Source organism: Pseudoalteromonas sp. MQS005, from assembly GCF_001661605.1.
Lineage (GTDB): Bacteria > Pseudomonadota > Gammaproteobacteria > Enterobacterales > Alteromonadaceae > Pseudoalteromonas > Pseudoalteromonas tetraodonis.
The window spans coordinates 1-13,363 of sequence record NZ_LYRQ01000010.1 but is presented as its reverse complement, the minus strand read 5'-3'; the positions used below and the strand labels follow the sequence as shown (position 1 = coordinate 13,363).

The following is a 13,363-nucleotide window of genomic DNA, read 5'->3' as shown; positions in this document are numbered from 1 at the left end:
TCCATTTATTCAATAAAAAATAAATTTTATATTATAAAACAAGGTGTTGAAATTATGCGCAAAGACGCTTTGTGAAAAGTATGTAAGGAAAGAACACACTGCTGGTGCAAAAAAAAGCCTGGCTGCACCATTAGAGCGCTACCAGGCTATCTATATTAGGATCTATTGGCCTTTGAAAATTTAACCTTGAAAGGTCTACAGACCCTAACGTTACGCTAGTTTATTAAAGCTAATTGCGTTTGATATACGTTTTATCCAAAAATGGTACGCATAAGTGTAATTGTTTCGTTAACACCACGGCCTTTTTGTACTTCGCTAATAATAGAATCACGCTTAGCACGAATATGCTCTGGGATGTCATCAGCAGCAAGTGCGCGGTCCACTAATATTTCAGCCGATTCTTTGCCGCGGCGTGGCGCTTTACTGCTGCTAGAAGTGCTACGTGTAGGTTTATTAAGTAGCTTAATGTAGTTAGAGTTATCTGCAGTATTAGTATCTGCATAATAGAAAAAGCAAGGTATAAGCGCTTTAATGTCCACCAACTGTGTTTCTAGTTCATTACCAGCATTGGCCATTTTAAACCATGACATAGCGTGAATGCTTTGTACTACATCTTGCCAGTAACGCTCAAAGTCACGGTTATTTAATTTGGTGATACCAAGTGCGGAGCAAAGTGCATCTAAGCGACTGTTACTAATTGGAGTAAACACATCAGGGCGACGCATTGCTAATAAACGGGTGGCAGGCGCCAGAGTTGGTTTTTCATCACTACCATTAAATGCACTCAAATAAGCAATTACAAATTGTTGGTAATTACCTAGCGCTACATCACCCTCAAGTGGAATGTTGCTGAGTGCATCGTCGAATGCACCTGGCAAATCAGCCAGCATCTGGTGAAAACCTTTGGCGCTTTTGGTAGAGGCAAACCATTCTACATCAAAGTTATAAGTACTCGGATCGAGTGATGCCATATGCTTACCGCTAAAAGCGAGTAAGTCTTCAGGGATCATATCTTTTAACGGCTTTTCACGCAGGCCTGCAATATAAGTAGTTAAACGTAGCTGCTCATCAAGTGCCACCAGTTCTTTATGTTGCTCTACAAACATACTCACTACTGGCCAAGGCGCTACCCGTAATGTTTTTAACTGTAAAAAGCTAATGGCTGAAATAAGTTGGTCATGCAGCTTTTTCAATAATGGTAATTGTGGGCTTTCGAGTAAGTCATAATTAATGCGGTCGCGGCTTGCGCTTAATAGCTCGTAACACCAACCTAAAAAGTCTTCTGGATGGTTTTCCACTTTCACAGCCATCAGGTTTAGGCTTAGCTCTGAAGATTGCTTCAGAATGTTTTGATAAATTTGACTTTCTTGCTCGCCTAATGCCATTTTTGACGGTGAAATTAGCAGTTTCTTCATGCCTTGTAGACTCTCCGGTTAGATATATTTTTTAGTCGCTACATTTTAGCTTATTTAGGCTAAATACAACAGGGGCGCGCATCATACCGAACAATTGCAGCAATGTAATCAGGGGCATTAATCTTTAAATTTATTAAAATGAGTTTTGAAAACCTGATTTTAAAAAGGGATGCCCTAATTGATATGTTTTTTATTTATTTAACAATGCTTTTAGTGTTAACTCCCGCTATGATAAGAACATTATTTGCACGTTTGAAAGGATGATCATGAAGACCTTATTTAAAGTTATTGGTGTCATATTATTGCTATGCATAGCGTTAATTGTTGCTGCACCATTTTTAATTCCTACCGATACCATTTTTAATAAAGTGTCTGAGCAGGTAGAAAAAACAACTGGGCGCACATTAACGATCAAGGGAGATAAAACCCTCAGTGTATTTCCTGCATTAAAGCTGGAGCTTAATGATGTGCATTTTGCCAATATGCCTAGCGGCTCTCGCGCTGATATGGCAAGTATGCAGCAACTTGCCGTTCATATTCCTTGGCTTTCATTACTCGGTGGCGAGTTAAAGCTAGAAAAGTTTGTCATTAATGAGCCTGATATTTTGCTAGAAACCGATAAAAGCGGTAAAGCTAACTGGCAGTTATTTGATGCAGTGGCCAAGCAACCTGAGCAGCAAACTCAATCGGGTGAGGCAGTCAAACTACCTGAAAACTTTGATATTCAATTAGGTGAAGTCGCTATTTATGGCGGGTCGTTTACATATTTAGATGGTCAAACGGGTGCTAAACAACAGATTAGCGATTTAGAACTGGCTATATTACTGCCTTCACTGCGCAAACAGCTCGAAGTCAAAGGGGCTATTACTTATATGCAAGAGCGATTTGAGCTTGATGTAAAACTTGATACTCCAGCAAAAGCGATTGAAGGTGCCACATTTAATGTAAAGCAAACGCTTAACTCACGTTTAGTCGATTTAACGTTTGATGGCAGCATAGCCAAACAAGGCCAAGATATTAAAGGATTATTAGCACTTAACGGTGATTCAGTTAAAAATATTGCTAACTGGCAAGGGGTTGACTTAAACGCTAAAGACAATGCGTTTAATGCCTTTAGTATCAATACCCAAATGCACTTGCTCAGTGAGGAGTTTAACCTAACAGAATTAGTTGCAACGCTCGATGCACTCGAGATTAAAGGTAAAAGTAAGGTGAATCTAGGCAGCCGTTTAGCGGTTAATGCTGATATTGACCTAGGGATGCTTGATTTAAATCCTTACTTACCAGAAACCGTAGCTAAAAAAGAAGCCCCAGTAAAAGACGAGTCTAAGCCTGCAGAACCGATTGTATGGGATGATACTAAAATTGATTTAAGTGGCTTAAGTGCATTAGATGCAAATGTGATTGTTCGTTCAAGTGGTTTAAAAGCTAACGACATTAAACTAGGCGCTAATCAGTTTACTATGGTACTTAAAAATAGCATTGCTAAATTAAGCTTAGATAGCTTTGTCGCTTATGAAGGAACAGGTAAAGGGGTGGTTACTATCAATGCCCAAAATACCCCTTATAAAATAGCAACCAACTTCGATTTAGATAAAATAGAGGCACAGCCCTTACTTACTGATGCTGCAGGCTTTGATAAGCTAATGGGCAAGGGCTCTTTAAGTTGGAATCTAACCACGGCAGGGCAAAGCCAAAAAACATTCATTAACGCGCTTAATGGTAAGCTAGGGTTCAAGTTCGCGGATGGTGCCGTTAAGGGAGCAAACGTAGCGGAAATGGTGCGTAAGGGTAAAGAGCTAGTTAAAGGCAACTTTAATGCCGTGTCTGAGGGATTAGATACAGGATTTGAAGAATCTGAGAAAACCGATTTCTCTGCACTTTCTGGTAGTTTTAACTTTACCAATGGCGTAGGCAAAAATACTGATTTATCGTTGATCAGCCCTTTAATACGCATTTCAGGTGAAGGAGACGTTGATTTACCGCAAACGCTCGTTAACTATCGACTAGTAACAGGCGTCGTGGACTCTATTGAAGGTCAAGGTACAACCGATGACAGTACTGGCTTTAAAGTTCCTTTACGCATAAAAGGCCCGTTTCATGACGTGAATATAAAGCTTGATGTAAGCAATGCTTTAAAAGATGAAGCTAAGCAAAAGCTTGATGATGCAAAAGACAAAGCTAAAGATAAAATTAAAGACAAATTAAAAGGTTTGTTTGGCTAATTTTAATTACTGATATAAAACAAGGCATCAACAAGATGCCTTGTTTGTTTTATAACCATCTGTAAATTAGATAAATAGCATAAAAAACCTCGTTTTAATTTAGCATCCCTATTAAATTAATTAAAAAATAACCTACCACTCCCCCCTCAATGCTGATACAATTGCCCGCCCTTAAGAGACATCTAGTATGTTTTTTGAGTGGAATTCAATCGAAATGTCTTGATTTTAAACAAATTTAAGACAAGTTGTAATTACTACACCGGAGGTCATTAACATGATCCAAATGCAAACTCAGCTGGAAGTTGCTGATAACAGCGGCGCTCGCAAAGTGCAGTGTATAAAAGTCCTTGGTGGTTCACACCGTCGCTATGCAGCGATTGGCGATATCATTAAAGTTTCTGTAAAAGAAGCGATTCCTCGCGGTAAAGTGAAGAAAGGTGATGTTAAAAACGCGGTAGTTGTGCGTACCAAAAAAGGCGTTCGTCGTCCAGACGGTTCATTGATCCGTTTCGACAGCAATGCGGCTGTTATCTTAAATGATAACTTGCAGCCTATTGGTACTCGTATTTTCGGCCCTGTGACTCGCGAACTTCGTAATGAAAAGTTCATGAAAATCGTTTCACTAGCCCCAGAAGTACTGTAAGGAGTCTATCATGGCAGCAAAAATCCGTCGTGATGACGAAGTAATCGTACTAGCAGGTAAAGACAAAGGTAAGCGCGGCAAAGTGCTTTCAGTTGTAACCGAGTCTGGTCGAGTATTTGTCGAAGGCATTAACTTAATCAAGAAACACCAAAAGCCGGTTCCACAGTTGAACCAAGCTGGCGGTATTGTTGAGAAAGAAGCGTCTATCGACGTATCAAACGTTGCGATCTACAACTCGGAAACGAGCAAAGCAGATCGTGTAGGTTTCAAGATTGAAGATGGTAAGAAATTACGTATCTTTAAATCTACTGGTAAAACTATCTAATAGTTGGAGTAGAATGATGGCGAAACTGCATGAAGTATATAAAGACAAAGTAGTTGCTGAACTTCAAGAGAAGTTTGGTTTCAGCTCTGTCATGCAAGTCCCTCAGATCGAAAAGATCACATTAAATATGGGTGTGGGCGAAGCCTTAGCTGACAAGAAGATTTTAGATAACGCTGTTGCGGATCTAGAAGCTATCTCTGGTCAGAAACCTTTAATCACTAAAGCACGCAAATCTGTTGCTGGCTTCAAAGTGCGTGAAGGTTACCCGATTGGTTGTAAAGTAACCCTACGCGGCGAGCGTATGTGGGACTTTTTTGAGCGTTTGGTTTCAATCGCTATCCCACGTATCCGTGACTTCCGTGGTGTGAGTGCTAAGTCTTTTGATGGACGCGGTAACTACAGCATGGGCGTACGTGAACAAATCATCTTCCCAGAAATTGATTATGATAAAGTAGACCGTGTACGCGGTATGGATATCACAATCACTACATCTGCGAAATCAGATGAGGAAGGCCGTGCGTTGTTAGAAGCGTTTAACTTCCCATTCAAGAAATAAGGGTAGGGTTATGGCAAAGAATTCTATGAAAGCGCGCGAAGCAAAGCGCACTAAACTAGTTGCTCAGTACGCTGAAAAGCGTGCAGCACTAAAAGCTATCATCAGTGATGTTAATACATCTGAAGATGATCGTTGGGACGCGGTACTTAAGCTACAAGCTTTACCTCGTGATTCTAGCCCTGCACGTCAACGTAATCGTTGTAACATTACGGGCCGCCCACATGGTTTCCTTCGCAAATTCGGCATGAGCCGTATTAAAGTTCGCGAAGCAGCTATGCGCGGTGAAATTCCTGGCCTTAAAAAGGCTAGCTGGTAATAGAATCATGGGAGTAAGACTATGAGCTTGCAAGATCCTATCGCGGATTTATTTACACGAATCCGTAACGGTCAGTCAGCGAAGAAAGTATCTGTAACGATGCCTAATTCGAAACTGAAAGTAGCAGTAGCTAATGTATTAAAAAATGAAGGTTACATCGCAGACTTCTCAGTAAGTGGTGATGTAAAACCTGAGCTTTCTATCGAGTTAAAGTACTTCGAAGGCAAAGCTGTTATTGAAAATATCCAGCGTGTAAGTCGCCCTGGTCTACGTATCTATAAGAGACGTGACGAATTACCAAAGGTAATGGGTGGTTTAGGTATCGCTATCGTATCAACTTCTAAAGGCCTAATGACAGACCGCGCAGCACGTAGTGCAGGCGTTGGTGGTGAAATCATTGGTTTTGTAGCTTAATCGGAGGGGAACTATGTCTCGCATAGCAAAGGCACCAATAAACGTTCCTGCCGGTGTAGAAGTTACATTAAAAGGCCAGGAAATCACAGTTAAAGGCAAAAACGGTGAACTTACTCGTACTATCAACGATGCAGTTGAAGTACAAGTTAACGACAACGTTATTACAACTTTACCTCGTGAAGGCGTAGCCAATGCATGGGCACAAGCAGGTACTGCTCGCGCTCTAATCAACAACATGGTTGTTGGTACGCATGAAGGTTACGAGAAGAAACTTCAGTTAGTAGGTGTTGGTTACCGTGCTGCAGCTAAGGGCAAAGTTTTAGACTTAACTCTTGGTTTCTCGCACCCAGTTAATTTCGCAGTTCCTGAAGGAATTACGATTGAAACTCCAAGCCAAACAGAAGTTCTAGTTAAGGGCGTAGATAAGCAGTTAGTTGGTCAAACAGCTGCTAACATTCGTGCATACCGTAAACCTGAGCCTTATAAAGGTAAAGGTGTTCGTTATTCAGATGAGAATGTACGCCGTAAAGAGGCTAAGAAGAAGTAAGGTAAGACGATGGATAAAAAAACAGCTCGTCTACGTCGTGCTAAACGCACTCGTAGAAATTATATTGAACAAGGCACAACGCGTCTTGTTATCCACCGCACGCCACGTCACATTTACGCTCAAGTTGTAAACGCTGAGGGTAATGTACTGGCTGCTGCTTCTACTGTTGAGAAAGCTATTAGCGAAACAGTTAAAGGCACAGGCAACGTTGCAGCTGCACAAGCAGTTGGTAAAGCGGTTGCTGAACGTGCGGCTGACAAAGGCATCGAAAAGATTGCTTTTGATCGCAGTGGCTTTAAATATCACGGCCGTGTGAAGGCGCTAGCTGATGCTGCGCGTGAAGCCGGTTTGCAATTCTAGGAGTAGACAATGGCTAACGTAGAAGCAAAGCAACAACAGCCTGATTTAGCTGAAAAGCTAATCGCGGTGAACCGTGTGTCTAAAGTAGTTAAAGGTGGTCGTATCTTTAGCTTTACTGCACTAACTGTAGTTGGTGATGGCGCAGGTAAAGTAGGTTTCGGTTATGGTAAAGCACGTGAAGTTCCAGCTGCTATTCAAAAAGCAATGGAAAAAGCACGTCGTAACATGATCAACGTAGACCTAAATGGCAACACATTACAGCATCCTGTTAAAGGACGTCATGCTGGCTCACAAGTGTTTATGAAACCAGCATCTGAAGGTACTGGTATCATTGCAGGTGGTGCTATGCGTGCAGTACTTGAAGTGACTGGTGTGCAGAACGTACTTTCTAAATGTTACGGTTCTACTAACCCGATCAACGTTGTACGTGCAACGATCTCAGCTCTTGAGAACATGAATTCTCCTCAGTCGATCGCTGCAAAACGTGGTCTTCGAGTAGATGAGATTTTGGGGTAAACCATGGCTAATAAAACTGTAAAAGTAACACAAGTAAAAAGCTCTATCGGTCGTTTACCGAAGCATAAAGCTACATTACGCGGTCTTGGTTTACGTCGTATCAATCACACTGTTGAGTTAGAAGACACAGCATGTGTACGTGGTATGATTAACCAGGTTTATTACATGGTTAAGGTAGAGGGGTAATTCGATGCATTTGAATACACTTTCACCTGCTGCAGGTTCAAAAACTGCTCCAAAACGTGTTGGTCGTGGTATCGGTTCTGGTCTTGGTAAGACTGGTGGCCGTGGTCACAAAGGTCAAAAATCACGTTCTGGCGGTAAAGTACGCGTTGGTTTCGAAGGCGGTCAAATGCCTATGCAACGTCGTCTACCTAAGTTCGGTTTCACTTCTCGCAAATCATTAGTATCTGCAGAAATTAACCTATACGAAATCGCTAAAGTTGAAGGCGATGTGGTAGACCTAAGCGCGTTACAAGCAGCTGGTCTAGTTAAAAAGAACGTTCAGTTCGTTAAAGTTGTTAAATCTGGCGAAGTTTCACGCGCTGTTACCGTTAAAGGCCTTAAGGCTACTAAAGGTGCACGCGAAGCTATCGAAGCTGCCGGAGGCAAGGTAGAAGACTAAGGAAGTACTAATGGCTAAACCAGGTCAAGATACACAAAGTGCACAAGGTGGACTTTCGGAATTGAAGCGCCGATTACTCTTCGTATTGGGTGCTATCATAATTTACCGTCTAGGTTCATTTGTGCCGATCCCTGGGATTGACGCCGCTGTACTTGCCGATTTCTTCGAGCAACAAAAGGGCACCATTGTTGAGATGTTCAACATGTTTAGCGGTGGTGCGCTTGAGCGAGCTTCAGTGTTAGCACTGGGTATCATGCCGTATATCTCGGCTTCGATTATTACGCAACTATTAACGCATATGTATCCGCCGTTTATAGAGCTTAAGAAAGAAGGTGAGCAAGGGCGTAAAAAGATAAGCCAGTACACACGCTACGGCACGCTTGTGCTTGCTACTATCCAATCAATCGGTATTGCCACAAGCTTACCGGGCATGATGAACGGGTTAGTTGTTAACCCAGGTATGGGATTCTATTTCACCGCAGTGGTGAGTTTAGTAACCGGTACTATGTTCCTTATGTGGTTGGGCGAACAGATAACAGAACGTGGTATCGGTAACGGTATCTCAGTTCTAATATTTGTTGGTATTGTAGCTAACCTGCCGTCTGCTATTGGTTCGACAGCCGAAATGGCGCGCCAAGGTGATTTGAATGTTTTTGTACTGTTGATGGTTGCGGTTATAGTATTCGCTGTTACTTATCTTGTTGTATTCTTTGAACGTGGTCAACGACGTATCGTTGTTAACTACGCCAAACGTCAACAAGGTCGTCAAGTATTTGCTGCTCAAAGCACGCATTTACCTCTGAAAGTAAATATGGCGGGTGTTATTCCACCAATCTTCGCTAGCAGTATAATTCTGTTCCCTGGTACAATTGCAAGCTGGTTCGGCCAGGGTGAAGGTCCGGTTGCTGATGTGCTACAAGCAATTGCTACAACGTTGACTCCAGGTCAGCCTTTGTATGCAATGGTTTTAGCTGCGGCTATCATCTTCTTCTGCTTTTTCTACACAGCGTTGGTTTTTAACCCACGTGAAACGGCAGACAACCTGAAAAAATCTGGCGCATTTATCCCAGGTATTCGTCCAGGTGAGCAGACATCTAAATACATTGATAAAGTGATGACACGCCTGACATTGGCAGGTGCTTTGTATATAACCTTTATCTGTCTGGTGCCCGAATTCATGACTATGGCATGGCAAACGCCATTCTATTTCGGCGGTACATCAATTTTGATTATCGTTGTAGTAATCATGGACTTTATGGCACAAGTACAGACGCATCTGATGTCACATCAGTATGATTCTGTGCTGAAAAAAGCGAACCTTAAAGGCTACGGTCGATAAGGTCAGTTTACGGAGTTGAGCAATGAAAGTACGTGCTTCCGTTAAGAAAATATGCCGTAACTGTAAAGTTATTAAACGTGCTGGTGTAGTACGCGTAATTTGCAGTGAGCCTAAGCATAAGCAAAGGCAAGGCTAAGTAAACAGTCGTGCAGGCTGAGGTTTCTCGGCCTGTGTTTTTAGTTGTGATTTGGTCTTCGTTTGAGTATCCTTACGGGCTTTTCAAACAGATGATTACCAAATTCAAATATAGGAGATGTGTTAGTGGCCCGTATCGCTGGCATTAACGTCCCTGATCATAAACATGCAGTTATTGGTTTAACAGCTATTTATGGCATAGGTAAGACTCGCTCTAAGGCTATCTTAGAAGCGACTGGTATCGCCGAGACCACAAAAATCGGTGAACTTTCAGACGAAACACTTGACGTATTGCGTGAAGCAGTTGGCAAGTACACTGTAGAAGGTGACCTTCGTCGTGAAGTTACTTTGAATATCAAGCGCCTTATGGACCTTGGTTGTTTCCGTGGCCTACGTCACCGTCGCTCTTTACCACTTCGTGGTCAAAGAACAAAGACTAACGCGCGTACCCGTAAGGGTCCTCGTAAGCCTATTAAGCGATAAGGGGATAGTAAAATGGCTAAGACACCAATTCGTCGTAAAAAGGTTAAAAAGCAAGTTGCTGATGGTATGGCTCATGTTCATGCGTCTTTCAACAACACTATTGTAACGATTACCGACCGTCAAGGTAATGCACTATCATGGGCTACTGCCGGTGGTTCAGGTTTCCGTGGTTCACGTAAATCTACTCCATTTGCTGCTCAGGTTGCTGCAGAGCGTGCAGGTACTGCTGCTCAAGAATACGGTTTAAAAAATCTAGAAGTTTTCATCAAAGGTCCAGGTCCAGGTCGTGAATCTGCTGTACGTGCTTTGAATGCTGCTGGTTACCGTATCACCAACATTACTGACGTGACGCCAATACCACACAATGGTTGTCGTCCACCGAAGAAACGTCGCGTTTAACAATAGGTTAGGAGAAATAACATGGCAAGATATTTGGGCCCTAAGCTCAAGCTGAGTCGTCGTGAAGGTACTGACCTGTTCCTTAAGAGCGGCGTAAGAGCTATCGACTCTAAGTGTAAACTTGAGACTGCACCTGGTCAGCACGGCGCTCGTAAAGGACGCTTATCTGATTACGGTTTACAATTACGTGAAAAGCAAAAAGTACGTCGTATCTACGGTGTATTAGAAAAGCAATTCCGTAACTACTACAAAGAAGCTGCTCGCCTTAAAGGTAATACAGGTGAAAACTTGTTACAGCTTTTAGAGCAACGTTTAGACAATGTTGTATATCGCATGGGTTTTGCTAGCACACGCGCTGAAGCACGTCAGTTAGTAAGCCACAAAGCGATTCTAGTTAATGGTCGTGTTGTGAACATTCCTTCATACGTAATTACTCCAGAAGATACTGTTGTAATCCGTGAGAAGTCTAAGACACAAGCACGTATCATCGCTGCTCTAGAGTTGGCTGAGCAACGTGAAAAGCCGACTTGGGTTGAAGTTGACGGTAAGAAATTGGAAGGTAGCTTCAAGCGCCTACCTGAGCGTTCAGATCTGTCTGCGGACATTAATGAACAACTAATCGTCGAACTTTACTCTAAGTAAAGTTAAGAGTTAAGAGAGGATAAAATGCAGGGTTCTGTTACAGAATTTCTAAAACCAAGGTTAGTCGATATCGACGCTATAAACCCAACGCGTTCTAAAGTAGTTTTAGAACCACTCGAGCGTGGCTTTGGTCACACTTTGGGTAATGCCTTACGCCGTATACTGTTATCATCTATGCCTGGATGTGCAGTAACTGAAGTTGAAATCGACGGTGTATTGCATGAGTACAGCGCGAAAGAAGGCGTACAAGAAGACATCATTGAAATACTACTAAACCTTAAAGGTCTAGCGGTAACGTTAGAAGGCAAAGATGAAGTTTTTCTGACCCTGACTAAATCTGGTGTAGGCCCTGTGACTGCGGCAGATATTCAGCACGATGGCGATGTAACAATTGCTAACCCAGATCATGTTATTTGTAATTTAACTACAAATAACAGCGAGATCAGCATGCGTATTCGTGTTGAGCGTGGTCGTGGTTATGTGCCGGCATCTAGTCGTTTATCCTCTGATGACGATGAGCGTCCAATTGGTCGATTGCTGCTTGATGCATCATTCAGCCCAGTTGAACGTATTGCGTACTCGGTTGAATCAGCCCGTGTTGAGCAACGTACAGACTTAGACAAGTTAATCATTGATATGGAAACAAACGGCACTTTAGATCCTGAAGAAGCGATCCGCCGTGCGTCTACTATCTTAGCTGAGCAACTAGATGCATTCGTAGATTTACGCGATGTAACTGAGCCAGAAGAGAAAGAAGAGAAGCCAGAATTCGATCCTATTCTACTTCGTCCAGTTGATGATCTTGAACTAACAGTACGTTCAGCAAACTGTTTGAAAGCCGAGCAAATTCAATATATCGGTGATTTAGTTCAGCGCACTGAAGTTGAGCTTCTTAAAACGCCTAATTTAGGTAAGAAGTCTCTAACTGAAATAAAAGACGTGCTAGCTTCACGTGGTCTTTCTCTAGGCATGCGCCTAGAAAATTGGCCGCCTGCAAGCCTAGCTGAATAATCTAAATCACTATATTAGTTTAGTTAGAAGGATAGGGTCATGCGCCATCGTAAGAGTGGTCGTCAATTAAACCGTAACAGTAGCCATCGTAAAGCGATGTTCAGCAATATGGCAGGTTCTTTGGTGAAACATGAAATCATCAAAACTACTTTGCCTAAAGCGAAAGAGTTACGCCGTGTAATTGAACCTTTAATCACACTGGCTAAGACTGACAGCGTAGCAAATCGCCGTTTAGCATTTGCCCGCACGCGTGATAATGAAGTAGTTGGTAAATTGTTCAGCGAAATCGGTCCTCGTAATACAGACCGTCCAGGTGGTTACACTCGTATTCTTAAGTGTGGCTTCCGTGCTGGTGATAATGCACCAATGGCTTATATTGAACTAGTTGGTCGCCCAGCGGCGAGCGAAGAAGTTCAAGAAGACGCACAGTCTGCAGAGTAAGTCTTTAAAGAGACACCAAAAAGCCGAGCTTATGCTCGGCTTTTTAATATCTAAAATTTATCACACGGTAATAGGGTCGCGACAAGTCCTCCCCAATTTTTTTATCAATAATAAACAACAGCCCCATATCAATAAAGGCAGTCTATTTGCTACTAACAGAAATATAGTTCGCTTATTTAAATACTTTCTTCATGTTACCCCTAACCTATATATTCTATTTAGCTATGATTGATACAATTAAGCTAATTATATAATTTACGATTGTGATTAACGTCATAGGTTGAAACAGTAAATACATAAGTAAAGAAAGCCTTAACTATATGCTATGTTTTTTGCCAAATGCCCTTAGTGTTCTACTAGCTAAAATAGTTATAGCAAGAAATCGGATGCTATTTGCAAGCGATTTCAACATCAACATCAACACGTTATCATTAAAAAATAACTTATAACCTCATTTGAAGCTAAATATGCTTGAGTTTAGTTGTCTTTTTAAGCGTTTAGTTGTAATTTTGTTCGAACAGTCATTTATTTCAAGTTTTCTTCAAAAAAGGGTTGATCTGTTTTCGGATCTCCCTATAATGCGATCCCACTGAGACGGGTAACGCCAACGCATAGCGAGGCACAAGCTGCTCAGTAAGTCGAGTAAAACTTAGTTTCGAAAACTTTCAAGTTTAACAAAATTAAGTGTTGACAAAAAAATAGGAAAGCGTAATATGCGCAGCCCTAGCGAGATAAAGTTAAACGCTTTAATCGCAACGTTCTTTAACAATATAAAGCAATCATCTGTGTGGGGACTCGTACAGATTGAGTTCTAACAGCCAAGCTACTTAGGTAGTGAGGCAAACAAATTTAGAGTCTCAATTGAAACTGAGTGACCAACAGAATAGTTACTTTTAGTAATTATTCAGCACAGTCAATTCAATATCGAAAGATATTAAATAAATTCAGAATTCATTGAGCTGTCGAAAGAC

The 13,363-nt window shown here is 41.8% G+C and carries 19 protein-coding genes; 18 read left to right on the top strand and 1 reads right to left on the bottom strand.

What is annotated here, in order from left to right:
• Positions 1-251: 251 nt before the first annotated feature.
• Complete coding sequence (locus A9479_RS05155; RefSeq protein ID WP_064662871.1) at positions 252-1,415, bottom strand: hypothetical protein; 1,164 nt, start codon at positions 1,413-1,415, stop codon at positions 252-254.
• A gap of 266 nt (positions 1,416-1,681) precedes the next feature.
• Here A9479_RS05155 and A9479_RS05150 point away from each other — a divergent pair, with 266 nt between their 5' ends.
• From A9479_RS05150 to rplQ, 18 genes are all read left to right on the top strand, one after another.
• Positions 1,682-3,640 carry an AsmA family protein gene (locus A9479_RS05150; protein ID WP_064662870.1) on the top strand — a complete coding sequence of 653 codons (1,959 nt, stop codon included), beginning with the start codon at positions 1,682-1,684 and terminating at the stop codon, positions 3,638-3,640.
• A 274-nt stretch (positions 3,641-3,914) separates the two neighbouring features.
• Entirely contained in the window at positions 3,915-4,283 is a 369-nt protein-coding gene (gene rplN / locus A9479_RS05145) for a 50S ribosomal protein L14 (protein WP_008115397.1), read from the top strand.
• Positions 4,284-4,293: 10 nt separating this feature from the next.
• Positions 4,294-4,608: a 50S ribosomal protein L24 gene (rplX, locus tag A9479_RS05140; protein WP_004589210.1), complete on the top strand. Its 315-nt coding sequence runs from the start codon at positions 4,294-4,296 to the stop codon at positions 4,606-4,608.
• A gap of 16 nt (positions 4,609-4,624) precedes the next feature.
• Positions 4,625-5,164, top strand: coding sequence for a 50S ribosomal protein L5 (rplE, locus tag A9479_RS05135; protein ID WP_010392500.1), 540 nt, complete (start codon positions 4,625-4,627; stop codon positions 5,162-5,164).
• Positions 5,165-5,174: 10 nt separating this feature from the next.
• On the top strand, positions 5,175-5,480 hold the full coding sequence (gene rpsN / locus A9479_RS05130; protein ID WP_006794245.1) for a 30S ribosomal protein S14: 306 nt from the start codon (positions 5,175-5,177) through the stop codon (positions 5,478-5,480).
• A gap of 21 nt (positions 5,481-5,501) precedes the next feature.
• Positions 5,502-5,894, top strand: coding sequence for a 30S ribosomal protein S8 (gene rpsH, locus A9479_RS05125; protein ID WP_016899320.1), 393 nt, complete (start codon positions 5,502-5,504; stop codon positions 5,892-5,894).
• Between the two features lie 13 nt (positions 5,895-5,907).
• Positions 5,908-6,441 carry a 50S ribosomal protein L6 gene (rplF, locus tag A9479_RS05120; protein WP_006794247.1) on the top strand — a complete coding sequence of 178 codons (534 nt, stop codon included), beginning with the start codon at positions 5,908-5,910 and terminating at the stop codon, positions 6,439-6,441.
• A gap of 9 nt (positions 6,442-6,450) precedes the next feature.
• Positions 6,451-6,801, top strand: a complete 351-nt coding sequence (gene rplR, locus A9479_RS05115; protein WP_008115388.1) for a 50S ribosomal protein L18 — start codon at positions 6,451-6,453, stop codon at positions 6,799-6,801.
• A 9-nt stretch (positions 6,802-6,810) separates the two neighbouring features.
• Positions 6,811-7,317, top strand: a complete 507-nt coding sequence (rpsE, locus tag A9479_RS05110) for a 30S ribosomal protein S5 (protein ID WP_008115387.1) — start codon at positions 6,811-6,813, stop codon at positions 7,315-7,317.
• A 3-nt stretch (positions 7,318-7,320) separates the two neighbouring features.
• Positions 7,321-7,503 carry a 50S ribosomal protein L30 gene (gene rpmD / locus A9479_RS05105; RefSeq protein ID WP_008115384.1) on the top strand — a complete coding sequence of 61 codons (183 nt, stop codon included), beginning with the start codon at positions 7,321-7,323 and terminating at the stop codon, positions 7,501-7,503.
• Positions 7,504-7,507: 4 nt separating this feature from the next.
• Positions 7,508-7,942 (top strand): 50S ribosomal protein L15, encoded by a 435-nt coding sequence (gene rplO, locus A9479_RS05100; protein ID WP_013466073.1) that lies wholly within the window; start codon positions 7,508-7,510, stop codon positions 7,940-7,942.
• A 10-nt stretch (positions 7,943-7,952) separates the two neighbouring features.
• On the top strand, positions 7,953-9,281 hold the full coding sequence (gene secY / locus A9479_RS05095; protein WP_008115380.1) for a preprotein translocase subunit SecY: 1,329 nt from the start codon (positions 7,953-7,955) through the stop codon (positions 9,279-9,281).
• A gap of 22 nt (positions 9,282-9,303) precedes the next feature.
• Positions 9,304-9,417 carry a 50S ribosomal protein L36 gene (rpmJ, locus tag A9479_RS19620; RefSeq protein ID WP_002959476.1) on the top strand — a complete coding sequence of 38 codons (114 nt, stop codon included), beginning with the start codon at positions 9,304-9,306 and terminating at the stop codon, positions 9,415-9,417.
• 125 nt (positions 9,418-9,542) lie between these two features.
• Positions 9,543-9,899, top strand: a complete 357-nt coding sequence (gene rpsM, locus A9479_RS05090; protein WP_008115377.1) for a 30S ribosomal protein S13 — start codon at positions 9,543-9,545, stop codon at positions 9,897-9,899.
• A gap of 12 nt (positions 9,900-9,911) precedes the next feature.
• A complete protein-coding gene (gene rpsK, locus A9479_RS05085) occupies positions 9,912-10,298 on the top strand; it encodes a 30S ribosomal protein S11 (protein ID WP_002959471.1) in 387 nt (128 codons plus the stop codon).
• A 21-nt stretch (positions 10,299-10,319) separates the two neighbouring features.
• Entirely contained in the window at positions 10,320-10,940 is a 621-nt protein-coding gene (gene rpsD / locus A9479_RS05080; RefSeq protein WP_002959461.1) for a 30S ribosomal protein S4, read from the top strand.
• 24 nt (positions 10,941-10,964) lie between these two features.
• On the top strand, positions 10,965-11,951 hold the full coding sequence (rpoA, locus tag A9479_RS05075) for a DNA-directed RNA polymerase subunit alpha (RefSeq protein WP_008115371.1): 987 nt from the start codon (positions 10,965-10,967) through the stop codon (positions 11,949-11,951).
• Positions 11,952-11,990: 39 nt separating this feature from the next.
• The gene (rplQ, locus tag A9479_RS05070; protein WP_013466072.1) at positions 11,991-12,392 is read left to right on the top strand and encodes a 50S ribosomal protein L17; all 402 of its coding nucleotides are present in this window, start codon (positions 11,991-11,993) and stop codon (positions 12,390-12,392) included.
• Positions 12,393-13,363 lie beyond the last annotated feature (971 nt).

Coding starts and splice junctions, on each gene's coding strand:
- A9479_RS05150 (WP_064662870.1), top strand. CDS start 1,682: ATGAAGACCTTATTTAAAGTTATTGGTGTCATATTATTGCTATGCATA.
- rpsK (WP_002959471.1), top strand. CDS start 9,912: ATGGCTAAGACACCAATTCGTCGTAAAAAGGTTAAAAAGCAAGTTGCT.
- rplF (WP_006794247.1), top strand. CDS start 5,908: ATGTCTCGCATAGCAAAGGCACCAATAAACGTTCCTGCCGGTGTAGAA.
- rplN (WP_008115397.1), top strand. CDS start 3,915: ATGATCCAAATGCAAACTCAGCTGGAAGTTGCTGATAACAGCGGCGCT.
- rpsE (WP_008115387.1), top strand. CDS start 6,811: ATGGCTAACGTAGAAGCAAAGCAACAACAGCCTGATTTAGCTGAAAAG.
- rpmD (WP_008115384.1), top strand. CDS start 7,321: ATGGCTAATAAAACTGTAAAAGTAACACAAGTAAAAAGCTCTATCGGT.
- rplO (WP_013466073.1), top strand. CDS start 7,508: ATGCATTTGAATACACTTTCACCTGCTGCAGGTTCAAAAACTGCTCCA.
- rpsD (WP_002959461.1), top strand. CDS start 10,320: ATGGCAAGATATTTGGGCCCTAAGCTCAAGCTGAGTCGTCGTGAAGGT.
- rpoA (WP_008115371.1), top strand. CDS start 10,965: ATGCAGGGTTCTGTTACAGAATTTCTAAAACCAAGGTTAGTCGATATC.
- secY (WP_008115380.1), top strand. CDS start 7,953: ATGGCTAAACCAGGTCAAGATACACAAAGTGCACAAGGTGGACTTTCG.
- rpmJ (WP_002959476.1), top strand. CDS start 9,304: ATGAAAGTACGTGCTTCCGTTAAGAAAATATGCCGTAACTGTAAAGTT.
- rplE (WP_010392500.1), top strand. CDS start 4,625: ATGGCGAAACTGCATGAAGTATATAAAGACAAAGTAGTTGCTGAACTT.
- A9479_RS05155 (WP_064662871.1), bottom strand. CDS start 1,415: ATGAAGAAACTGCTAATTTCACCGTCAAAAATGGCATTAGGCGAGCAA.
- rplX (WP_004589210.1), top strand. CDS start 4,294: ATGGCAGCAAAAATCCGTCGTGATGACGAAGTAATCGTACTAGCAGGT.
- rplQ (WP_013466072.1), top strand. CDS start 11,991: ATGCGCCATCGTAAGAGTGGTCGTCAATTAAACCGTAACAGTAGCCAT.
- rplR (WP_008115388.1), top strand. CDS start 6,451: ATGGATAAAAAAACAGCTCGTCTACGTCGTGCTAAACGCACTCGTAGA.
- rpsH (WP_016899320.1), top strand. CDS start 5,502: ATGAGCTTGCAAGATCCTATCGCGGATTTATTTACACGAATCCGTAAC.
- rpsN (WP_006794245.1), top strand. CDS start 5,175: ATGGCAAAGAATTCTATGAAAGCGCGCGAAGCAAAGCGCACTAAACTA.